Source organism: Vibrio sp. CB1-5 (genome assembly GCF_059412285.1).
The window spans coordinates 79,721-101,702 of record NZ_JBJHPB010000007.1; the positions used below are offsets into that span (position 1 = coordinate 79,721).

The 21,982-nt window shown below is 46.2% G+C and carries 17 protein-coding genes; 8 read left to right on the forward strand and 9 right to left on the reverse strand.

What is annotated here, in order from left to right; translation table 11 throughout:
* Window positions 1-188: 188 nt before the first annotated feature.
* The gene (gene torD, locus ACJB0T_RS07350) at window positions 189-842 is read right to left on the reverse strand and encodes a molecular chaperone TorD (RefSeq protein ID WP_479289371.1); all 654 of its coding nucleotides are present in this window, start codon (window positions 840-842) and stop codon (window positions 189-191) included.
* A 280-nt stretch (window positions 843-1,122) separates the two neighbouring features.
* Here torD and torR point away from each other — a divergent pair, with 280 nt between their 5' ends.
* On the forward strand, window positions 1,123-1,833 hold the full coding sequence (gene torR, locus ACJB0T_RS07355; RefSeq protein ID WP_479289373.1) for a two-component system response regulator TorR: 711 nt from the start codon (window positions 1,123-1,125) through the stop codon (window positions 1,831-1,833).
* A gap of 96 nt (window positions 1,834-1,929) precedes the next feature.
* On the opposite strand, the gene elyC is transcribed toward torR, so the two are convergent.
* Window positions 1,930-2,838: an envelope biogenesis factor ElyC gene (elyC, locus tag ACJB0T_RS07360; RefSeq protein ID WP_479289375.1), complete on the reverse strand. Its 909-nt coding sequence runs from the start codon at window positions 2,836-2,838 to the stop codon at window positions 1,930-1,932.
* Between the two features lie 114 nt (window positions 2,839-2,952).
* Between elyC and cmoM the strand changes: the two genes are divergently transcribed.
* Genes cmoM through mukB form a run of 4 tightly spaced genes read left to right on the forward strand, consistent with a single transcriptional unit; the run spans window position 2,953 to window position 10,253 of the window.
* Window positions 2,953-3,735, forward strand: coding sequence for a tRNA uridine 5-oxyacetic acid(34) methyltransferase CmoM (gene cmoM / locus ACJB0T_RS07365; RefSeq protein ID WP_112462009.1), 783 nt, complete (start codon window positions 2,953-2,955; stop codon window positions 3,733-3,735).
* A gap of 11 nt (window positions 3,736-3,746) precedes the next feature.
* Window positions 3,747-5,084 (forward strand): chromosome partition protein MukF, encoded by a 1,338-nt coding sequence (gene mukF, locus ACJB0T_RS07370; protein ID WP_479289377.1) that lies wholly within the window; start codon window positions 3,747-3,749, stop codon window positions 5,082-5,084.
* A complete protein-coding gene (gene mukE, locus ACJB0T_RS07375) occupies window positions 5,065-5,808 on the forward strand; it encodes a chromosome partition protein MukE (RefSeq protein WP_479289379.1) in 744 nt (247 codons plus the stop codon). The genes mukF and mukE overlap by 20 nt, the downstream gene beginning before the upstream one ends.
* A complete protein-coding gene (mukB, locus tag ACJB0T_RS07380; RefSeq protein ID WP_479289381.1) occupies window positions 5,805-10,253 on the forward strand; it encodes a chromosome partition protein MukB in 4,449 nt (1,482 codons plus the stop codon). Before mukE ends, mukB begins: the two co-directional genes overlap by 4 nt.
* Before the next feature lie 112 nt (window positions 10,254-10,365).
* Here mukB and rsmS read toward each other — a convergent pair whose 3' ends face one another.
* Genes rsmS through dinG form a run of 4 tightly spaced genes read right to left on the reverse strand, consistent with a single transcriptional unit; the run spans window position 10,366 to window position 13,932 of the window.
* The gene (rsmS, locus tag ACJB0T_RS07385) at window positions 10,366-10,542 is read right to left on the reverse strand and encodes a pleiotropic regulatory protein RsmS (protein WP_479289383.1); all 177 of its coding nucleotides are present in this window, start codon (window positions 10,540-10,542) and stop codon (window positions 10,366-10,368) included.
* A complete protein-coding gene (priC, locus tag ACJB0T_RS07390; RefSeq protein WP_479289385.1) occupies window positions 10,542-11,045 on the reverse strand; it encodes a primosomal replication protein PriC in 504 nt (167 codons plus the stop codon). The genes rsmS and priC overlap by 1 nt, the downstream gene beginning before the upstream one ends.
* A 25-nt stretch (window positions 11,046-11,070) precedes the next feature.
* Window positions 11,071-11,841 (reverse strand): sulfite exporter TauE/SafE family protein, encoded by a 771-nt coding sequence (locus ACJB0T_RS07395; protein WP_479289387.1) that lies wholly within the window; start codon window positions 11,839-11,841, stop codon window positions 11,071-11,073.
* A 15-nt stretch (window positions 11,842-11,856) separates the two neighbouring features.
* Entirely contained in the window at window positions 11,857-13,932 is a 2,076-nt protein-coding gene (dinG, locus tag ACJB0T_RS07400) for an ATP-dependent DNA helicase DinG (protein WP_479289389.1), read from the reverse strand.
* Window positions 13,933-14,466: 534 nt separating this feature from the next.
* On the opposite strand from dinG, the gene ACJB0T_RS07405 reads away from it, so the two are divergent.
* The 3 genes from ACJB0T_RS07405 to ACJB0T_RS07415 all read left to right on the forward strand — a co-directional run bounded on the left by ACJB0T_RS07405 (window position 14,467) and on the right by ACJB0T_RS07415 (window position 18,844).
* The gene (locus ACJB0T_RS07405; protein ID WP_479289391.1) at window positions 14,467-15,438 is read left to right on the forward strand and encodes a porin; all 972 of its coding nucleotides are present in this window, start codon (window positions 14,467-14,469) and stop codon (window positions 15,436-15,438) included.
* A 175-nt stretch (window positions 15,439-15,613) separates the two neighbouring features.
* On the forward strand, window positions 15,614-16,297 hold the full coding sequence (locus ACJB0T_RS07410; protein WP_479289393.1) for a DUF2057 family protein: 684 nt from the start codon (window positions 15,614-15,616) through the stop codon (window positions 16,295-16,297).
* 135 nt (window positions 16,298-16,432) lie between these two features.
* Window positions 16,433-18,844, forward strand: coding sequence for an efflux RND transporter permease subunit (locus ACJB0T_RS07415; protein ID WP_479289395.1), 2,412 nt, complete (start codon window positions 16,433-16,435; stop codon window positions 18,842-18,844).
* Window positions 18,845-18,867: 23 nt separating this feature from the next.
* Here the strand turns inward: ACJB0T_RS07415 and ACJB0T_RS07420 are convergent, their stop codons facing one another.
* The 3 genes from ACJB0T_RS07420 to ACJB0T_RS07430 form a co-directional block, all read right to left on the reverse strand.
* Complete coding sequence (locus ACJB0T_RS07420) at window positions 18,868-19,749, reverse strand: TonB-dependent receptor (protein WP_479289397.1); 882 nt, start codon at window positions 19,747-19,749, stop codon at window positions 18,868-18,870.
* A 155-nt stretch (window positions 19,750-19,904) separates the two neighbouring features.
* Window positions 19,905-21,251 (reverse strand): DUF4397 domain-containing protein, encoded by a 1,347-nt coding sequence (locus ACJB0T_RS07425; protein WP_479289399.1) that lies wholly within the window; start codon window positions 21,249-21,251, stop codon window positions 19,905-19,907.
* A 102-nt stretch (window positions 21,252-21,353) separates the two neighbouring features.
* Window positions 21,354-21,809 (reverse strand): dCMP deaminase family protein, encoded by a 456-nt coding sequence (locus ACJB0T_RS07430; RefSeq protein ID WP_479289401.1) that lies wholly within the window; start codon window positions 21,807-21,809, stop codon window positions 21,354-21,356.
* Window positions 21,810-21,982: the final 173 nt, after the last annotated feature.

Genomic DNA, 21,982 nt, shown 5'->3' on the forward strand with positions numbered 1-21,982 from the left:
CTAAGTGGAGGTGACTTTCTGTAATACCAATGGGCGATTGCATTTAAACGGCGGATTGTAGTCGCAGCTTAGTGAGCTGGCAATCATTTATCCCACAAATTTATAACTAAGGCGCAAAATTGACTCAGATGACTGAAAACCATGTTTGCACCTTTAGTGTGTGTTGCGCCTATTCGTTGAAATCGTAGTTAGTCGTTTTCATCCGTAAGGTAGGTCAGGTCTAACTGACAGAAGGCGTGTAAGAGGAGAGCAGCAGCAGAGTAGAAACCAAATTCATCAAACTGTTGGCACTTCTTAACAAACTGAGGTAACCAACTCATTAGATGAGTATTGATGAAGTCCGCTTGTTCGTGCAGTGCATCATTCATATGTGTGTCGTTTTCCAACTCGTTCGAACGGATGATGAGGTTACCTAAAAAATCGAGTTCGATGGCAAGGTGGTCCGCAGGCTCATTGAGATCTTTATTTACCGCGATACCGTGCTCGGCGAGCAGATCTGCCATATCTTGTGCAGGCTGGTCATTGAGTAGGCCAGAAGTGCCAATGTACATTGAGGCATAAGGCAGTGCGCCATATTTGTCGGTCTTCAAAAACAGATCACAAAAATCGGCAGAGAGTTCCAACTGAGCATCTTCACGTATTTGTAATCTATTGAGCGAATCAGTGAAGGTTTTTATTGGCTCCGACAGCGATGGGTTTTCGCCAAGGCCAGTTAGAAACGAACGTATTTCAGGGCTGTGATATTTGCTGAGCTCATCGTCCGTCAGCTCAGCCGCAAACAAGCTCGATAGCCACCAATAGATTTCCGCACGTTGCTCATTAAATGCTTTGATTTCTTGCATTTGTATAGTCTCCAAAAATGATACTTCTATTTTAGCCAATAAAGATGAATAGCAATAACGTGTACTATGAATAAATGAGTTAAATTATTAAAAAATATGAAAAGCAGGTCTTTGTCAGATATTTGCGTATTTTCATTTCTGTTGCATATGCCGTTTGAAGGTTTTGGTTGTTTTGAATCAAAAAAAAGTAGGTTTGTGCCGTTCTCTGCTGTCGTGGACTAGAATTGTGAATGTTTATGAATAGAATGGCCTTGTCATTACAGATTGAGATAGTACAGATATGAAATATCACGTTTTGGTTGTAGAAGATGACGTAGTCACTCGCAGTAAGCTCGCTGGCTATTTCGAAAATGAAGGTTATCTAGTTAGTGAAGCCCAAGATGGCAACGAAATGCGTCAGGTGCTTCAAGAGTCGAGTATTGACTTAGTTATGCTTGATATCAATCTTCCGAAAGAAGATGGCCTAATGCTGACCAGAGAACTGAGAAGTCAGTCTGATATTGGCATTATTCTAGTAACAGGTCGCACTGACAGCATCGATAAAATCGTTGGCCTTGAGATGGGGGCGGATGATTACGTCACTAAGCCGTTTGAGCTGCGTGAGCTGTTGGTGAGAGTAAAGAACCTGTTGTGGCGTATTTCGCTTGCGCGCAAGCAGCCAGTGTTGGAATCATCGACTCAAAGTGAGCATGTTATTCACTTTGGCGAGTGGGCGTTTGATAAGCAGCGCCGATCGCTGAGTAACAATGGTGATCCTGTGAAACTGACCAAGGCGGAATATGAGCTGTTGGTTGCGCTATCCACTTATCCGAATCAAGTGCTGAGCCGTGAACGGATCTTGAATATGATCAGCCATCGAGTTGATGCGCCAAATGATCGAACGATTGATGTATTAATTCGTCGCATGAGAGCGAAAATGGAAATGGATCCTAAGAATCCTCAGATTTTTATTACTGTTCATGGTGAAGGGTATATGTTCGCTGGCGACTAACATCATTAGACAGTTTACATTACGTATTAGCTCCAGTTACCAAAAAGGTGACTGGAGCTTTTTTATGGGAGCAAGCTTGCTTTTAACTTTCTAAGCTTACTCATTTGTCGAGGGGCTCTTATCGCTCTCGGACTCATCACTTGGCGCAAGCTGTTGTTCAATTTGTTGCTGCTCTAATTGCGCGGGCTCCGCTGACTCAGTTTCAAATTCAGAAACCGAAAATGACAAATCTTGCATGCTCTCATTAGCAACCCAATCTCGAAGGCGCTGCCACAGCTGACCTAAAGTTTCATGCCAATAACGCTCTGTCTGCTCAAGATAACGAGCTTGAGGTGTGTAGCGACTCCAAGCCTGCTCTACGTCCTCTTGAGCCAAAAAGTTTGTAGGCGCTGGATAAGGGTTAAGGCCAGCAGCCTCAAACTCATACATTGCTCGCTGCATATGACTGGCTGATGTCACCAAAACCAGCTTTTTGCTTTGTACAAACGCCGAAGCTTGACGCGCTTCTTCCCAAGTGTCTTTTGCAGCTTCAAGCAAAATGATGTCGGGTTTTGACACGCCAAGAGCGAGTGCCACTTTCGCCATGACTCTGGCATGACTGACATTGGTACCACCGGCATAGCCAGATAAAATCAGTTTACTTCCCGGATACATGCGCATGACACGAATGCCCTCGGTCAAGCGCATCAGTGAGGTACGAGATAACTCTGAAGTTGGAGGAATATCGTCATCGACCACGTGGCCGCCGCCAAGCACCATTACGTAATCAATGGACTCTTTAATCGGTAAAAAGGCGCTGTATTGACGCTCTAGCGGCATCAATAAACGGCTAGAGAGCGGCTGGAATGCAATAAGAAATGTCCCACACAGCGATACGAGAACCAACAAGCTGCCAAACTTACGTCTTGCGGTAAACATGATAAGAAGCAATCCCAAGAAACCAAGGATTAGCATAGCGGGCAAAGGCATTAGTAATGCAGACACCAGCTTTTTCAGCTCAAACATAGAATAATAGTCCGAAAAAACACCACTTAACGCTAAAAAAGGGACTTGCCCCTTTATTCCTGTCACTTATATGACAGAATAGCTGTACGACTGGTTATCTTAACTCAATAAATCGTGATGCAAGACCGTAATTTCGACGATATCGCCCACAAATTTGCAAAAAATATTTACGGCTCCGAGAAGGGAGAAATCCGCCAAACTATTGTTTGGGAAGATTTAACTCAAGCTCTTGCCGAGCTGGATGATACTAAAAAAACACTCAAAGTATTAGATGCTGGTGGTGGATTAGGTCAAGTTTCGCAGCGTATCGCTGAGCGCGGGCACCATATCACCTTGTGTGACCTTTCTTCTGAAATGCTTAAGTTAGCTAAAGCAGAGGTTGAAAAAAACGGGCTACTCTCGCAATATCACTGGATCCACAGTCCAGTACAACGTATTGCGGAGCACATGGAACAGCAAGTTGATCTCACTTTGTTCCATGCAGTGATGGAGTGGTTGGCCGATCCAAGACCAGCCCTCGAAGCAGTATTACAACAAGTGAAACCTGGCGGTATCGCTTCTGTCATGTTTTACAATCATCATGGATTGGTATTTAAGAATGTCATTTGCGGCAATATTCCTCATGTATTAGATGGAATGCCGCATAGAAAAAGATTTAAGCTTCAACCGCAAAAAGGGTTGAAGCCAGAGGACGTGTATCAGTGGATTGAAGAAGCCGGGTTTGAAATATGTGGCAAATCTGGCATTCGTTCATTCAGTGATTACATTGGCAATATGCAGTACATGGGAGATTACACCGCTGAAGATGTTCTAAAACTGGAACAACAGCTGTGTCGCCAAGAGCCTTATCTCTCCATGGGTCGATACATACATGTATGGGCTAGGAAAAAACAATAACAGGAAAGACCATGAGTGATAACACTCTAAATGCTGATGACCGACCGATAGACGAGCTAGTCGGATGGGTAAAACAGCATGATTTTGCGTTGAATCTTTCCACTGAACGGTTGGCATTCCTCATCTCCATTGCGGTGTTGAGTAATGAAAGATTTGATGAAGAACTGGGCGAGGGCGAGTTGCATGATGCATTTAAGATCGTCACCGGGCAGTTTGAGCAAACAGGCGAAGCCACGGCGTTTCGTGCGAACAATGCGATTAATGAACTGGTCAAGCAGCGCCTATTAAGCCGCTTTACCAGTGAAGTCAACGATGGGGCGAGCATTTACAGGCTCAGCCCTCTTGCCATCGGTATCACCGATTACTACGTCAGACATCGCGAATTCTCCAAGTTACGACTCTCTATCCAGCTTTCAATGGTGGCAGGTGAGATGGCAAAAGCCATTGAAGCTGCGCAAGAAGGCGGGACGGTTGCCCATTGGCGCAAGAATGTATTTGGCGTGTTGAAATACTCCGTTGGCGAGATTTTCGACCAGATCGATCTTAACCAGCGTGTAATGGATGAACAGCAGCAGTCGGTGAAACTTCAGATTGCGGAGCTGCTAAATAAAGATTGGCGCGATGCGATCAACAACTGTGAGACTCTGCTTTCAGAAACCTCAGCAACGCTGCGCGAGCTGCAAGATACCTTGCAAGCGGCGGGTGATGAGCTGCAAACCCAGATTTTAGACATTCAAGAAATCGTCTATGGCGATGATGAACTCGAGTTCGTGGGTGAAGCGCTATTTGGCTTGCAGATGAAACTTGATCGCATCATTAGCTGGGGCCAGCAAGCGATTGACTTGTGGATCGGTTATGACCGCCACGTGCATAAGTTTATTCGTACTGCGATCGATATGGATCAAAATCGCGCCTTTAGCCAAAGGCTGCGCCAATCGGTTACAGACTATTTTGATGCTCCTTGGTATCTCACTTACGCCGATGCCGAGAAGCTCACCGATCTTCGTGACGAAGCCCTTGTACTTCGCAATGCAGAAGTGACCGGTGCGGTGCCACTTGAAGTGGAATACGAAGAATTTGAACAAGTAAATGATGAGCTCGCTGAGCGCATTGGAGACATGCTGAAAGGTCATAAAGAACAAGGCACTCCAATCGATCTTGGCTTGGTGCTACGCGATTACCTCGCGTCACACCCACATACTCACCATTTTGATCTCGCAAGAATTGTTGTAGACCAAGCCGTTCGATTGGGTTACTCCCAGTCCGATTACTCGGCTATTCAGCCAGACTGGCAAGCTATCAACGATTTTGGCGCAAAGGTACAAGCAAATGTCATCGACAAATATTGACGAATACATGCCAGAGAAGCTGGCAAAAGCGATCACCAACCCGCTGTTCCCTGCATTGGATAGTGCACTGCGCGCGGGAAGGCACATTTCATCTGAAGACCTAGATAATCACGCACTACTTTGTGATTTTGAGGTTGAGCTGGCGAGCTTCTATCAGCGCTACAACACCGAGTTGGTGAAAGCGCCGGAAGGCTTTTTCTATCTGCGCCCGCGCTCGACGACGTTGATTGGTCGAAGCGTGCTGTCAGAACTTGATATGCTGGTGGGTAAGGTGCTGTGTTTCCTATACCTAAGCCCAGAGCGTCTTGCACATGAAGGCATTTTTACTAACCAAGAGCTTTATGAAGAAATCCTAGCGCTAGCCGATGAAAAGAAGCTGATGCGCCTAGTGACTAACCGTGCAACGGGTTCAGATCTCGACAAAGAAAAGCTGTTTGAAAAAGTACGTACGTCACTGCGTCGTTTACGTCGCTTAGGTATGACAATCTCAATTGGCGATACCGACAAATTCCGCATCAGTGAAGCGGTGTTCCGCTTTGGTGCTGATGTTCGTGTTGGTGATGATATGCGTGATGCACAGCTTCGTCTCATCCGTGACGGTGAAGCTGTGGTGCATACACAAGCTCCCTCGCAAGGCAGCTTGATCCCAACAGATGAAGGCAGCGACTCAGTTGAGTCAAATGATAACGATACAAAGAACAATCAACAGGAGGCTGAAGCATGATTGAAAGAGGTAAGTATCAATCGATGACGATGGTCAACTGGAACGGCTTCTTTGCTCGTACCTTTGACATCGACAGTCTAGTGACCACACTTTCTGGTGGTAATGGTGCGGGTAAATCTACCACCATGGCCTCGTTCATTACGGCATTGATTCCAGACCAAAGCCTGCTGCACTTTAGAAACACTACGGAAGCGGGGAGCTCTCAGGCGTCTCGCGACAAAGGTTTGTACGGTAAGCTGCAGCCAGGTACGTGTTACTCTGCTCTGGATGTGGTGAACTCGCGTAACCAACGCGTTTTGTTCGTCGTTAAGCTACAACAAGTGGCGGGTCGTGATAAAAAAGTAGATATTAAGCCATTTATTGTTCAGGGCTTGCCAAGCAACGTAAAACCCACCGATATTTTGATTGAAGCGGTATCGGATAACCACGCTCGCGTGCGTCCAATCAATGAAGTGAAAGATGCGGTAAGCGCAATGGAAGGCGTCCATTTTAAAGCCTTCAACTCGATTGTGGATTACCACGCGCAAATGTTTGAGTTTGGTGTGCTACCGAAGAAACTGCGTAACAGCAGCGATCGCTCTAAGTTCTATCGCCTAATTGAAGCCTCACTTTATGGTGGTATCTCGAGTGCGATTACCCGTTCGCTTCGTGATTACCTTCTGCCACAAAATGGCGGTGTTAAGAAAGCGTTCCAAGACATGGAATCCGCTCTGCGCGAAAACCGTTTAACGCTAGAAGCGATCAAGACCACTCAAGCTGACCGTGATCTGTTTAAGCATTTGATCACCGAGTCGACTAACTACGTAGCAGCCGACTACATGCGCCATGCCAACGAGCGTCGCAATAAGCTTGAGACAACGATGAAGCTTCGTGGCGAGCTGTTTGGATCTCGTCAAACGCTTATCGCACAAAACGAACTACTCAACAAAGTTCAGCAAGAATTGACGCTGTTGGTTGAGAATGAATCAGGTCTAGAGCAAGACCATCAAGCGGCGCAAGACCACCTGTTATTAGTACAAAACGCCCTTCGTCAGCAAGAGAAGATTGAGCGTTACCAAGAAGATCTTGAAGAGCTAAATGAGCGTCTTGAAGAGCAGATGATGGTTGTGGAAGAAGCGAGTGAGCGTAAGCTTGCCGCTGAAGAGCAGGCAACATTTGCTGAAGAAGAGGTGGATAGCCTCAAGACTCAGCTCGCTGATTACCAGCAAGCGCTGGATGTGCAGCAAACACGAGCACTGCAATATCAGCAAGCGGTACAAGCCCTTGAGAAAGCGCGTAACCTGCTTGAGAACGAGTCACTGAATCAAGATGGCGTAGCTGAAACGCTGAGCCAGCTGAAATCGCAAGAATCACAAAGCACAACGGAGCTTCTTGAGCTGAAACACCGCCTTGATATGTCATCGGCCGCCGCCCAGCAGTTTGAACAGGCGCTGTCGCTGGTTAAGCAGATTGCAGGTGACGTTGCCCGCAATGAAGCGAGTCAAGTTGCGAAGGCCGCAATCAAGCAAGCGGATGAGCATCGTCAGCTATTGAAAAATGAATCTCAGCTTCGCGCTCAATATCGTGAGCTTGAGAAAAACATTGAGCGCCAACAGCAAGCACAGAAGCTGGCAGGCGATCTAGGTGATGCGGGAATCCGTGTGGATAGTGAAGCTGATCTAGAAATGGAAGCGGAGAGCCAACGTGAGCGCGTACTTGAATGCGAGCAGCAGTTGGAAGCTCTTCGTGAAGCATCTGGCGACATCAAACAGCGCGAACAAGAGTTTGTCTCTGAAATCAGCAAGCTAGAGTGCTACGCGCCGAAGTGGATCAAATCCTTTAATGCACTAGAAGATCTTCGTGAGCAGAGTGGCATGGAGCTGGTGGATCGCGCAGACGTTATTAGCTCAATGCAAGCTACGAACGACAATGAGCGTAAGACCTCTTTCGAGCGCGACTCGCTGGCGAAACGCCGTGAAGAGCTAGAACTTGAGATTGAACGCCTTGCCTCACCGGGTGGTTCAAACGATCCACGCTTGAAAGGTCTTGCGGATACGCTGGGCGGTGTTCTGCTGTCTGAAATTTACGATGATATCACCATCGATGATGCGCCTTACTTCAGTGCGATGTATGGCCCAGCGCGTCATGCTATCGTGGTATCAAACCTAGACGGCATTAAAGAAAAGCTGGTTGAGCTTGATGATTGTCCAGAAGATCTTTACATCATTGAAGGCGACATCGATGCCTTTGATGACAGCTCGTTCGACGCGGATGAGCTTGATGGTGCGGTCTGCGTTCAGCTTAATGAACGTCAATTGCGTTACTCTCGTCTCCCTAAGATCCCTCTGTTTGGCCGTGCGGCACGTGAACAGCGTTTAGAGCTGCTTCGTGAGCAACGTGAAGAAACTGTAGAAAAGCACGCGAAAGCGGCGTTTGATGCGCAAAAATTGCAGCGCCTATATCAAGCGTTCAATGCGTTCGCAGCAGAGCACATGCAGCTGGCGTTTGAAGCCGATCCTGAAGTGGAACTGGCGCGTTTACGCGAGCTTCGTAGCCAAGTAGCACGTGAGCTTAATGACAACAAACAGCGCGAGCAACAAGCGACTGCGCAGCTGTCGAAATCTAAGCAGTGCGTGACCTTGCTAGATCGTCTATCTATCAGCGCCAACGTACTCTTCGATGAAACTCTAGTAGAGCGTCATCAAGAACTTCAATCTCAAATTGAAGATCTCAACGGAGCTAAGAGCTACATTCAGCAGCACGGTGCGAAAGCCGAGAAACTGGCTGAAGTAGTCAATGTGCTAGACAGCGATCCGGAGCAATTTGATGCGCTGACGAGCCAATACCAAAATGCCGATAAAGCTCTGCAAACGCTAAAAGCGCAGATCTTTGCCGTTGCGGATCTTTCCGAGCGTCGTCCTTATTTTGCCTATGCTGACTCAATGGACATGCTGAACCAAAGCAGCGAATTGAGCGAGCAACTTAAAGCGAAACTGGTGCAAGCAGAAGCAACACGCGCACGATTACGTGAAGGGTTCAAGCAGGTTCAAGAGCAAGCGAACCAGTACAACCAAGTATTGGCGTCACTTAAGAGCTCGCATCAAGCTAAGTTAGAGACGGTTCAAGAGTTCAAGGCCGAGCTTCAAGAGTATGGCATTGTCCCTGACGAATCAGCACTTGAGCGTGCAGAGAAGCGTCGTGATGAGCTACACCTAGCACTGCAAACTTCTCGCACTCGCAAGTCTGAATACGAGAAGACGATGACGTCGACAGAGCTTGAGATGAAAGGTCTGGCTAAGCGTCTTAAGAAGGTACAAAAAGAGTATATTGAGCTGCGCACCTATGTGGTTGCCGCGAAAGCCGGTTGGTGTAGCGTACTTCGTCTAGCGAAAGCGAATGATGTTGAGCGCCGCCTGCATAAGCGCGAACTGGCGTATATGAGTGCCGGTGAGCTTCGCTCTATGTCGGATAAATCTTTGGGTGCACTGCGTCTTGCTGTGGCGGATAACGAAGATCTTCGTGATTCACTTCGTCAGTCTGAAGATACCTCGAAGCCAGAGCGTAAAGTTCTGTTCTACATCGCTGTTTACCAGCACCTTCGTGAGCGTATCCGTCAAGACATCATCCGTACTGACGATCCGGTCGAAGCGATTGAAGAGATGGAAGTGGAGTTGGCGCGTCTGACCGAAGAGCTCACTCAACGTGAAAACCGTCTTGCGATCAGCTCAGAGTCGGTGTCGAGCATCATCAAGAAGACCATTCAACGTGAACAGAACCGTATTCGTATGCTTAACCAAGGCCTGTCGAATATTCACTTCGGTCAGGTTAAAGGCGTTCGTCTGAATGTGAAGATCCGTGAAAGTCATGAGCAGTTGCTGGTGGCGCTAACGGGTGAGCATAAAGATCTGTTTGAGACTTCGCGTTATACCTTCTCGGAAGCGATGGCTAAGCTATTCCAGCGCGTCAATCCGCATATTGATATGGGTCAGCGCTCGCCACAAGTATTGGGTGAAGAGCTGCTTGATTATCGTAACTACTTAGAGCTAAGCGTCGAAGTAAATCGTGGCTCTGATGGTTGGTTACAAGCAGAATCCGGCGCGCTATCGACAGGTGAAGCGATTGGTACCGGCCAGTCAATTCTATTGATGGTGGTACAAAGCTGGGAAGAAGAGTCGCGCCGTCTGCGCAGTAAAGATATTCTACCGTGTCGTCTATTGTTCCTCGATGAGGCAGCACGTCTGGATGCTAAGTCGATTGCGACCTTGTTTGAGCTCTGTGACCGTCAGGGTATGCAGCTATTGATTGCAGCACCTGAGAACATCAGCCCAGAAAAAGGCACTACCTATAAGCTTGTGCGTAAGGTATTTAAAGACCACGAGCATGTTCACGTAGTGGGTCTGCGTGGCTTTGGTGAGAACAAGCGATTGGAAGAAGCTGAACAGCTCGTTGAGCAAGCAACGGTCTAGTGATCAAATGCTAATTTATTAAGTAAAATCCGATATTGGTTTCCAGTATCGGATTTTTTGTTTCTGATCGTGAAATAATATTGGGGAGTACTCTATCAGCGGATATCTGTGGTTAAGAGGCTTGGTTTTCTACTTTATTCAAAAGGTCGCCTTTGACGATCTCTAGCGCTTCTAAAGCAACTTTCGGGTCGATCTCGTTGCTTTCTAGCAGGAAAATCAGATCCACCGCGAGTTTAATTTCTTCTGGTGCGCCATCCAAGCCTGTTTCATTGCCCGTTTCATTCGACATTAGATAAATTTCATCCTTTGATTGATCGTGTATTGAATTTGGTTCATGGCGCTGCGGCACCGCTGCAGTCTTTGCTCCGTCTCAATGAGTGCTTGCTCATCATGCTGGTTCTGTTCTTTGTCGCGAACTAACTGACAAAGTTTTTGCTCCCAAACCTTATGCTGGGCAAGTGACGCTTTAAGTTCAGCCAGTGATTTCAGTTGGGTGGAATCTTGCTTAATGCTAGGAGGCGTTGCTAGTACTCGTTCGAGCGCTTCTAACTGGCATGAAAACTTTTCAACCAATGTATCAGACGTACTTTGGCTTGCTGAAGTCTGGCTAAGCGCAACAATTTTATTCAGTAAGGACTCTGTTTCAATGACGCAAGGCAGGGTTCGAAACCCACTGGATTGAAATAGGTGCTCATCAAACAGCCTTACTTTTATTTGCTGCGTTGATTCATCAAACGCTTTGGCTTTTTGCTTTAGGGACTGTAATCGTGACTTGAGTTGTTCGAGTTTCATCCGCTGTATACTCTAATGCCTTGACCTATAGCCATGCGTCATAGGCAAGCTTGATGGCTAGGATACTCACTACTGTTACAAAAATAGGCCTAATAAACTTAGCACCAAATCGAATCGCTGAGTGAGCGCCAATATACGCTCCAGCCATCAAACAGACACCCATCGTTAGACCAAGTACCCAGTTAATATGGCCAAGCACCGCGAAGGTGATAAGCGAGGTAAAGTTACTAGTGAAGTTCATCGCTTTAGATAGACCAGAAGCCAGCAAAATGTTTAGACGGTATAGAGCCATTGAACTTACTGTCCAAAACGCCCCAGTGCCCGGTCCTGCTACACCGTCATAAAAGCCAAGCGATAGTCCTTGAAGATATTGCTTGCGGTTAAATTTAGGGCATCCAACGTTAACTTTGCTGTTTTCCCCCTGAGGAGGGCGATGGAATACGGTGTAAAGCGCTGCGGCTAGAATCACTAGCGGTAGTACTTTTTCAAGCCATTCGGTGCTGATCATATCGACGACAAGCGTGCCGAGCGTGGCACCAACTAATGTTGCGACAAAAGCTCGACGCCAACATTCAGGCTTAAACAGTCTTTTTCGATAATAGGTAAAGGCTGCCGTTGATGAAGCAAAGGTTGCAGCAAGTTTGTTAGTGCCAAGAGCAATGTGAGGAGGCAGCCCCAATGACAGTAGTGCTGGCACGGTCAACATACCACCACCGCCGGCAACGGCATCAATAAAGCCCGCAGCGAAAGCCACGATTGCCAAGATAACCAACATACTTGGTTCGATAAATTCCATCGAGACGAATGACCCTTAGTATTCTATTGTTCTTTTAAATGGGGGTAGGGAATCAAGCAAAGATTTGCCATACCTTTTAGTGACGATTCGCCTATCTAGAATGTAGAGAGTTCCACAGTCCCTTTCTTTCCTCAGCAAACGGCCCGCCGATTGTATCAGTTTTTTACTCGCTTCTGGAACCGTAATCTGGAGAAATGCATTGCCCCCTTTACTCTCGATGTATTCCGCGTGTGCTTGCTCAATCGGTGAGGTTGGAACCCCAAAAGGGATTTTGGTAATCACCAAGTTCTCAAGCAGTTCACCGGGCAAATCCAACCCTTCTGAAAAGCTGCCAGTTCCAAAAAGAACGCTGGTTTTGCCACCTTGGGTGAGGGTTTTATGTTTATTTAGGATTTCTGAGCGTGATTTTTCGCCTTGAATCTGCAAATACCAGCCTTTGAGCGCAAACTTCGTTCTTAGCTCATCCGCTACTTTGTTCATTTGCCAATAAGAAGAGAAAAGCACCAGATTGCTCTTGTCGGGCTCAATAATGCTAGGGATTTTCTCGATAAGCTCATCAGTAAATTGAGGAGCCTGTGGCTCATTCTTCATTTTAGGCACGATGAGTTCGGCTTGTTCCGCGTAATTAAACGGTGAAGCTAGGGCCAAGAACTGCACGCCATCCTCCTCTTTTTGGCTGATACCTGCTTGGTGACAGAAAAAAGAGAAAGAGTTGAGCGCACGCATCGTTGCCGAAACAAGTACGGCACCGATACAACGGGACCAAAGCTGTTGATCTAACTGCCAGCCCACCTCAAGCGGAGCAACGCTCACGAGATGGTCGCCTTCACGCTCTTTGCTTTTCTCAATCCATCTAGCAAGGGGCGCACCTTTCTCTTTTTGTGGCTCCGCCATGAGGCGCCAAACGGCCGCAAGGTTGTCAAATCTCTGGATATAAAAGCCGAGTTCGGCCAAGGCAGGCTCTGCGAGTTTTGCGCTGATTTCGCCATCTTTAAGACGTTCAGAGATAAGGTCAGCAATCTTTGCCGACGCCTGAGCCCCTTTTTGAGAGTACTGCTTAAGGGTTTTGGACTGCTCTTCCAGCCATGAAGGCAATTCACCGTTTTCAAATCGGCAGCTGTCTTCTTCAAATGGGAGTCCACTGCAATAGCTGTTCACTTCACCTAAGAGTGGAATCAGTTGCTGTATGGAATCTTGCAGTTCATTACGAAAGCGACTGACACGCTTCTCATCCGCCATACCTGAAAACTTGCTCGCGGACTGATTAAGTCGCTCTAACCAACTACAAACACCTTTTAGAGCCGCCGATGCGGACGCATGATCTCTCGCTACATGCGGCAGGTGATGCGCTTCATCAAAGATGAAGATGGTGTTTTCTGGCTCGGGAAGAATGACACCGCCACCAAGGTCGGCGTCTGCCATCACTAAGCTGTGATTAGCGATAATGACGTCATTTTTATCCAGCTCTGAACGTGCCTTAGAAAACGGGCAGCCGCGATGAGCGGGAAGGCTGTTATTGCAACTGTGCTTTTCACTCACAATCGTCTGCCAGATAGCATCATCGATTGGCTTTGGCCAAGAGTCCCTGTCTCCATCCCATTTACCTTGAGCTAACTTCTCGTACATGAGCTGCAATTGAGCGATATCGGCCGCTTTGGGTTTGGCTTCAAGCATTGCCATTTGTCCGCCATCTGCGCCACACGCGACGGCCAGTTTCTCGGCGCAGCAGTAACGCTGTCTGCCTTTGGCAATAATAAAGGAGAAGTCTTGATCTGTAATTCGGCGAAACAGCGGTAAATCTTTGTTCAGTAGCTGCTCTTGAAGAGCAACGGTCGCGGTAGAAATCACGACTTTGCGATTGTTTTGCACCGCTACAGGAATGGTTGCCATCAAATAAGAAAGACTTTTGCCGATTCCCGTTCCTGCTTCTGCCACGATCATGCGTGTGGACTTGTGATATTGGCCACATAGTGTTTTAGCGATCTCTGAAACAAGGTAGTTCTGGGCACGCCTAGGTACAAAGTTATCGAGTTGGGTTTGTAGATTTTGATAACTCTGGCGAATGGATTTTTGGATTTTACTGGTCAGCATGATGAGCCCTATGTAGACGAGCGGGGAGTGTACCACAGTTCTAGGTGTGAAAAATATCCGCAAATAAGCGCATATTTACAGCTGGTATTTAGATCAAAATCACAAAATCTGAGTGAACTTTAACAGGGAAGGATATTTTTTATTTTGTAAAAAATATAAAACTCCAAAAAATATATTAAGCTAGTCATAAATTCTGCCTTTGTGCGGATTTTTGTATTCAGTGAAGAGTTTTGTGTAGGTTTGCTCGCAAAAATGGTTGCTGTTGCTGCAATTGAATGGTGTTCAAAAAACTTGCGATTCATCACGCAAATACTTTTAAGGTGTTGTTTTTATTGTCTTTATATAATTTTGATTTTTTCTTTTAGAGTGTTTGACAAGTCCTTATAACTTTTGCATTCTTGGTTTCGAGATTTAAAGACGCTAAGTCAACCAAGGGACAACAGGTTGTCGTTCTTTTAGAAGATTTAGACGTCACATATATTAAAAAAGGGAACCGAAAGGGAATTCCCATCTAAGAAAAGGCAGTGGATTATCATGAAAAAAACTCTAGTAGCGCTATCAGTACTAGCGGCAGCTGGTTCTGCGCAAGCAATCGAACTATACAACCAAGACAAAGTTACTGTTAACATGACTGGCGACGTAGAAATCGTTTATGTTAAAGGAACAGCTGACGGTGATGAGTTCAAACAAGAAATTCAAGATGCTGACTTCGGCTTCGACACTCGTTATGCAGTGAACGATGACGTACAAGTTGGTGCGTTTTGGGAATTCTCAGGTGCTGACACAAATGCTGACGCATCTGTTGGTGACGTATACATGGGTCTTTATTCTCAATCTGTAGGTTCAATCAAGTTCGGTAAGACAGCTACTGCTCTTGATGATGCTGGTATCGGTTCTGATTACCAATTTGGTGTTTCTTCTTTCTTCAGCAACGGTACTCCTTTCGCAGGTCACGAAGTAGTTAAGTATGAGTTAGACAAAGGTAACTTCTACGGTACTGTATCTTACATGCAAGACAAGCAAGGTTATAACGGCCTAGGCGAAAACGGCAATTTCTTTGATGCTAAACTTGGCGGTCGCGTTGCTGACTTTGACTTCACTGGTTTTGTTGGTCAAGCAGAGTTTAAAGAAGCAGGCCTAACAGACGCTGATGGTGTTGATATCGATGGTTTGAAAGAAACTATCTGGGCTCTTGAAGCTCGTTACGCTGGCGTAGAGAACCTAAACCTAGAACTAGGTTACTACAGCTTAGGTGCTGACCCTAAAGATGCTGATTCTCAAACTGATGGCTCTATTGCAGCTGCGGCAGATTACACACTAAACTCTTGGAAGTTCGCAACTGGTGTTAGCCAAACTAACCCAGATGAAGGCGACAAGGTTGTTAACTGGTTCCTAAATGCAGGTTACGCATTGGCTCCGTCAACAACTGCTTATGCTGAAGTTGGTGGTAACAACGGTGAAGACAATCAAACTGGTTTTGCTGTAGGCCTTAAAGCTGAATTCTAATCTAGCTTTAATATAGGTAATTTAAGCCACCCAATCGGGTGGCTTTTTTGATCGTTCGATCAAATTATGTCTCAATAAAGGTAAAAAAAGCTTTTGTTAACCAAATGCTGTGGCATGATTGAACGCGTACCGAGTGTTTATAGGTGTAAAGGCCTAATTAAGGAGAGTTAATAACGTGAAGAAGTCTGTTATCACGATTTTATTGGCAGCAAGTTCTGCTTTCGCTGCAAGTGCTGCCACGTTAACGCCAATGAATGGTGTGTCATTGCTGTATGTGAATGGCCAAGAGTCTGAATCAAAAATACGTTCCAACGATGTCGAATCCGGAACCACTCAGGTTGTGGTACGCATGGATAAAAAAGTAGGCCGTGGCAGCAGCCAGTCGGTTTATACTTCTGCACCTTATGTCATCACATTTAATATCACCGGTGATGAGGTGAAGATTAACCACCCAGTCGCTCGAAGCAAGCAAGAAGCGAGCGCTGCATTTCGTTTAGCAGAGCCAGAGTGGCGTATCACTCAAGACGGTAATTCACTACCTTATACTGCAGAAAAATTGAAAGGACGCGAAGGCGTACTTCCTTATTCTGGTATGAATGAGCTGATTGCCGATTACAACGAGCAGCGTGGTATTACTTTTGGCGGTGAGTCTGTTTCTGAAGTGGCTTCAGCAACCGCTGCTGTGGCAGCGACAGCAACAACGGCTGTTGCAGCGTCTACTCCGAAGGCGGTTGAAAAACCTCAAGCAGCGAAAGGTGATGCTAAATCCAGCAATATGGAACAGTTACAAGCGTTGTACTTAAAAGCGTCGAAAACTGAACGCAAGGAATTTCGCAAGTGGATGATTGACCAAGAGTAATTGACTCAGTCTATCCAGCTTTGCAATTAAGGGGCTAAATGCCCCTTTTTTGTGTCTCGCTAACAGGAATCTAACGATAGTTACCCCAAAATTAGGTTATGATTACTCTATTGTTCTGTATCTAACGTTAACCTCGTGAACCGTCTATTTTCTCTTATTCAGCGTTTTCCTAAGTTTGTCCTTCTTTTCGTGGCCCTTATTACAGGTATTGCTATCTGGTATGGCCAACAACACTTCAAAATGAATGCTGACTTATCGTCATTGGTCGAGCAACATGGTGCTTGGGTTGATGATCTTGACTATCTAAATGATACGTTCCCTGACTCTGGCAATGTGACTGTTCTGGTCACTAGCCGTGATGGCTCAGATTTGAAATCGACCGTTACCGCTATTGAGGAGCAGCTGCGCAGCCAGCCTATCTTTAGCGAGATTTTTGCGCCGCAGCTATTGGCGTGGTTTGAAGGCTACCCACTCGGGTTTGTCACTCAAGACGAGTTTGAACGTATTGAAGCATTCACTCGTGATGCTATCAAACCAGCAGTGATTGCCGCACAAGTTGGTAGTCTTGAGCTTTATTTTGCTGAGCTGAACAAAACTGAGCAGCCTGATTTAGCCCCACTGTTAGATGCGATTGCGAAGCCTTCCGTTGATTGGGAGCAGCTTGCTCAGAAAAATCTCACAAAGCCTACTGCTTATGCTATTACTTTGGTTGCTCAAGCAGACGTATCTGCGACGGAGCCGAATCGCGCGATTATAGAAGCTATTCATAACAGTATCAAAGCAGCAGATTTGCCATCAGACGTGGATGTGAAAATTACCGGTCAGGCTGCGCTGGACTTTGATGAAATTGCGGATGCGAACAACAGTATCGCTATTGCGGGTAGTGCTTCTTTAGTCGGCCTTATTCTGATATTGGCGATTGGTATCCGCTCACTGCGTGTGATTCTCGCTTGTTATCTGACGGTGTTGGTTGGGTTGGCTTGGACGTTCGCAGCGGGTCTTGCTGTTATCGGTCATTACAACACGATATCGATCGTCTTTATGGTGATGTTTATTGGCCTTGCTGTCGATTTCTCAATTCACTTGTGTCTTCATATTCAGGAACTGAGACTCAAAGGCGAAGACGATTCGCTCGCGATGCGCGATGCGATAGCCCATTCAATAAGACCGTTGTCACTGTGTGCGCTGTCTTCTGCACTTGGCTTTTTGAGCTTTTATCCTACCGCTTATACAGGTCTGGGTGAATTGGGGGTTGTTTCTGCATTGGGGATGGTGCTTGGTTTAGCTGCCACCTTTATCGTTATTCCTCTATTCTTCACCTTGTTCGGTTACCCGAGAGTACGTCATCAACGTGATACACATCGCTTTGCTTGGTTTGGTGCACAGTTGATGCGCTTTAAAGGCTTAGTATTTAGCATGGCAATCGTGTTAACGATTGTGATGGGGTATGGCGCCACTCAATTCAAGTTTGATTTCTCAACATTGGTGCTCAAAAACCCACAGTCTGAGTCTGTGCTTGCGTTGAACCAACTTCAACAAGAAGGTTTAGGATCAAGCTATCAGCTGTTTGCTATTGCCAAAAATCAGCAGCAAGCGGAACAGTGGCAGGCTCTTTTAACTAAGCAACCTTCTGTAGCATCGGTAAGGGTCGTCAGTGACTTCATGCCAAAAGATCTCGAAAAAAGAACACAGCAACTTCAAGCGATATTATTAGATGCGAACGTTGCGACACCAATGAGTTACTCGGAGTTTGTTGATGTCGCCAAAATGAAGCAGTGGCCGGGTAGTGAACGCTTACCTAGTGCGATTGATAGTGCAGCTGTCGCTGGAAGCTTATTTAAAGAACTATCGGGAAGTTTGGGTTCGCTAACACAATTTGAGCCGGTGACCTTAGAATCGTTACCAACGGTTTTGAGCGAGCGCTACATTAGCGACGAGGGTGAATGGCTTGTGGTGATCTCTCCACGAGAAGACATGACTAACGTCGACGCATTAGACCAGTTTATTGCTGAATCCAAACAAATTGCACCGAATGCTACCGGCAGAGCGGTTGCAGAAAAAGAAGTGGGTACGATTATTGTCAGTGCCTTTCAAGCAGCAATCATGATGTCTGTATTTGGTATCGCATTGATTCTCATCTGGTCGGTTGAAAAGAAACGCGATGTACTATTGATATTTATTCCACTGACATTGGCATCACTGTCGACCTTGGGCCTTATGCATTGGTTGGGGTTATCGATGAATATGGCGAACATCATAGTGATCCCGCTGATCTTTGGTTTGGGTGTCGATAATGGTATTCACATTGTGAAACGTTTTCGGGCAGTACGAACTTTGAAGGCCTTCTTTGAGACCTCAACACCAAAAGCATCGCTGGTGAGTTGTTTGACGACGCTGGCTACGTTCGGTGCTTTGATCGTCGCGGATCACCAAGGAATGCACTCTATCGGCCTCGTGCTCACGATCGCACTGAGTTGTATTTTGGTGTTTAGTTTGACGTTGTTGCCACTGTTACTCGAGGTAACAAAGAAAAAGCCCATTGAGTAATGGGCTTATGTAGCTCTTGAAGGTTAGAAGCGAGCGTCTAGGGTGACGAAAAAGCTCTTTCGTTGACCAAAGCCAAGCTCGCTTATTAGTACCCAGTTGGGGGTGAACTCGTATTGCGCGCCGACTAGGCTGTTCCAGTTATTGGCGAGGCTTTGCGTCACAGTGAACTTTGCGTCGTCCAACATAGGCAAGGAACCAATAGAGCCAAGTGGCAAGTCTTTAACGTTACCAGTTAGGGTTTGTTCAATATTTTGGTACTGCGCACCTACCCAAGCTCTAATTGGCCAATCACTGTTTCGAGAGAAATCCCATCCGATTCGTGGTGAAACAACTATTGAATCAATTTCGCCATCAATCACGGTGAGACTGGTTTTGGTGTAACTAGCATCTACAAGCGCGAAGAAGCTTTCGTATCCACCTGCAATCACAGTACCTATACCATAGGTGTAGCCGTCGAGATCCAATCGAAACGGTTCGTTTAAGTTATCGACTTCAATTGGGATCGCCGGTAAAGGAGGTAAGAGGTCGAGCTCGCCTTTAACCGAGGTGATAGTCGTTTCTGAATAACCATTGAGTTTACCGCCAATAGCGTAGAAGTTCAGAAACGGTAGAACCCAAACATCTGCTTTCAATGTCAGCACTTCGGATTCTTGATAACCCCCTTGTGTGCCTATTTCCAAATTTTGTACTTGGGTAGGCAAACCGGTAAGAGCTATCGAGTTGACATTTATTCCTTGCGACACACTCATATAGCCAAGACTAAGCCCAACGGCTTCAGGCAAGGTGTAACCACGTTCTTCAGCCTCTTTTTTGAACAAGGGAAGTTCTAGTGAGTGAGCGATGTTTGCCGTTAGCAGAGGAAGAACAAACAGAGTTCGGGTTAGTTGTTGAGAAATTGCCTTCATTGAATACGCCATGCTCTCTGGAATGATATGCCTTAATTATAGGAGGGCGGATTGTAGATGAGGCATGAATGATTGAAAAGCGAATTTATTATTAATGTAAAACAAATTCTGCCAGTAATGGACCGGCAGATTTTCCTTTACTCAAGGGGCTGGGATTACTTGTCAACATTAAGAGCAATAGAGTTCTCGGTTGCAAAGGCTGTGGCAACGTTCCCGTCACCTAACGCTACGTTGGTCGCTGACAGTAGAACGCTAGTTGTACCCGCTTCAGCGACGGCAAAGTCATAGGTTCCAGCATTGACGTTCAACACAGCGCTATCTTTGAAATTAACGCCAGCAAGAACTACCGTATCAGCTGAAAAGCTACCGCCAGCAGTTGTTGCATGGATATCCACCGTACCTGCTACTGGGTTAGCGTGTACCACTCTCAGCTTCGCATAAGAGGCAACGCTTCTTAAATCATCTTCGATAATGAGCGGTTCAATGGAATTGGCTGAGAATTGTCCAACAGCAAAGACAGTCGTTTCAGAGCCAGCAGCGAACGAAGTCCCCGGTGCCTGGATCGCTTCCGGCGTTGTGGCTCCACTAGGGGTAACCGTCAAATCATAGCTAGTTGCATCCAGGTCCAAACTTTTAATGGTTTGATAAGCGATAGAGTCTAAACCAGCAACGACATTACCACTGGCTCTCACGTCCACGTTGCCTAAGTCTGCAACGGCGTGACCAACCCTAACGGTCGCTTTCTCTCCACTACTACGTACCACGTCAACGCCCGTACCATCCGCTACTAACAGATTAACAGGAGAAACGGTTCCGCCGCTAACATTTGGTACCGCAGTTAGCATTAGGTCACTACCACCATCAAGCATTACTTCGCCACTGTCGAACACTACATCGGCATCAGTGCTTTGACCCGCCAAAGTAATTCGGATTCTATATGTTCCCGCAGGTAAAGTGACAGGTAGGTTAGTATCGTCTTCTTTGAAGGTAAGATCTGAAATGGCAATCGTGCTGGGGCTGATACTTGCGTCAGTGGTCACGTGAATGTCTACTCCGCTGACACCAGGGTGGGCATGTAATACATCTAAGCGAACGGACGATGCGTCAGGTCCCGTGCTTGAACGCGAAAGGATGACGGGCTCAATAGAAGACACATTGTTCACCGCAAATACATCATATTGCATGTCGGGAGAAAAATTGACAGCGTTGGCAATGATAACATCTGCTGTTTGCTCACTAGCTAACAGGCCTCTTACGATCAAATCGTGATCGCCAGAGTCAATGGTGAGCAAGCCACTGCCGTGAGAATAATCCACTTTGTCTAATCCACTGACAATAGCCCCGTCCATCAAAATGGATACTTCGGGCGCATCAGCGCTAGCATGGGTGACTCTGAGCTGTGCAGTTGGTCCGGAATGCGTGTTATCGCTGTTTGAATCGCTGCCACAGCCAAATAATGTCGTTGCTGCAGCGGCGATTAAAGATATTTTAATAATTTTCATGACAAGCCTCGTTGCTTTCGTTAATCGCACCAAGGCTTACGTCAGGAAGTTCCGGCTAGTTCAAAAAAAAATCAAAATAAACTATTGGTTAAGAAACTGATCTCATTTTGAATCGGTGCTCAATTCGCTTAGAGGAAGCCAGTCTACGCACACTCCAGCTTGCTCAAACATATCTTGGCTGACCATTACCTTCTCACCCCAACGAGACATAAAGTCTTCATCTTGTTCTGGGCAATGGACGACTGAAATACCGGTCTGAATGATCTTTGCCGCACAATTTGGACATGGGAAGTGGGTGACCCAAATTTCACAGCCATCGAGATCACGCTTAGCAAAAAGAATCGCGTTCTCTTCTGCGTGAAGCGTTTTTAAGTATTTGGTTTCTCTTTCGTCAACTTCGGCACTGTCAGAAATACCATGAGGGTAGCCATTGAAGCCTACAGAAACAATACGGTTTTGTTTGGTAATGACTGCGCCTACTTGTGTTGACGGATCTTTACTCCATGAGCCAACCAATTCAGCCATTTGAATAAATCGTTTTGCCCATTTAGACGCCATAATTACTCCAGTTTTGATGTGTGTTAAGTAGCGGTTTTGTTGTGTTTAAGTCTACAAAATAACAGCAATGAAAACGAGTGCTATTTGTAAACGATTACAGCTTTAGCCATTAAAGCGAGGTAACGAAGTTTTACAAACATTAGAGACATTATATGCTGTCTATAATGTAACCT

Bases quoted from the DNA above. Each gene is read 5' to 3' on its own strand.
- torD (WP_479289371.1), bottom strand. From the start codon at position 842: ATGCAAGAAATCAAAGCATTTAATGAGCAACGTGCGGAAATCTATTGG.
- torR (WP_479289373.1), top strand. From the start codon at position 1,123: ATGAAATATCACGTTTTGGTTGTAGAAGATGACGTAGTCACTCGCAGT.
- elyC (WP_479289375.1), bottom strand. From the start codon at position 2,838: ATGTTTGAGCTGAAAAAGCTGGTGTCTGCATTACTAATGCCTTTGCCC.
- mukF (WP_479289377.1), top strand. From the start codon at position 3,747: ATGAGTGATAACACTCTAAATGCTGATGACCGACCGATAGACGAGCTA.
- mukE (WP_479289379.1), top strand. From the start codon at position 5,065: ATGTCATCGACAAATATTGACGAATACATGCCAGAGAAGCTGGCAAAA.
- mukB (WP_479289381.1), top strand. From the start codon at position 5,805: ATGATTGAAAGAGGTAAGTATCAATCGATGACGATGGTCAACTGGAAC.
- rsmS (WP_479289383.1), bottom strand. From the start codon at position 10,542: ATGTCGAATGAAACGGGCAATGAAACAGGCTTGGATGGCGCACCAGAA.
- priC (WP_479289385.1), bottom strand. From the start codon at position 11,045: ATGAAACTCGAACAACTCAAGTCACGATTACAGTCCCTAAAGCAAAAA.
- ACJB0T_RS07395 (WP_479289387.1), bottom strand. From the start codon at position 11,841: ATGGAATTTATCGAACCAAGTATGTTGGTTATCTTGGCAATCGTGGCT.
- dinG (WP_479289389.1), bottom strand. From the start codon at position 13,932: ATGCTGACCAGTAAAATCCAAAAATCCATTCGCCAGAGTTATCAAAAT.
- ACJB0T_RS07405 (WP_479289391.1), top strand. From the start codon at position 14,467: ATGAAAAAAACTCTAGTAGCGCTATCAGTACTAGCGGCAGCTGGTTCT.
- ACJB0T_RS07420 (WP_479289397.1), bottom strand. From the start codon at position 19,749: ATGAAGGCAATTTCTCAACAACTAACCCGAACTCTGTTTGTTCTTCCT.
- ACJB0T_RS07425 (WP_479289399.1), bottom strand. From the start codon at position 21,251: ATGAAAATTATTAAAATATCTTTAATCGCCGCTGCAGCAACGACATTA.
- ACJB0T_RS07430 (WP_479289401.1), bottom strand. From the start codon at position 21,809: ATGGCGTCTAAATGGGCAAAACGATTTATTCAAATGGCTGAATTGGTT.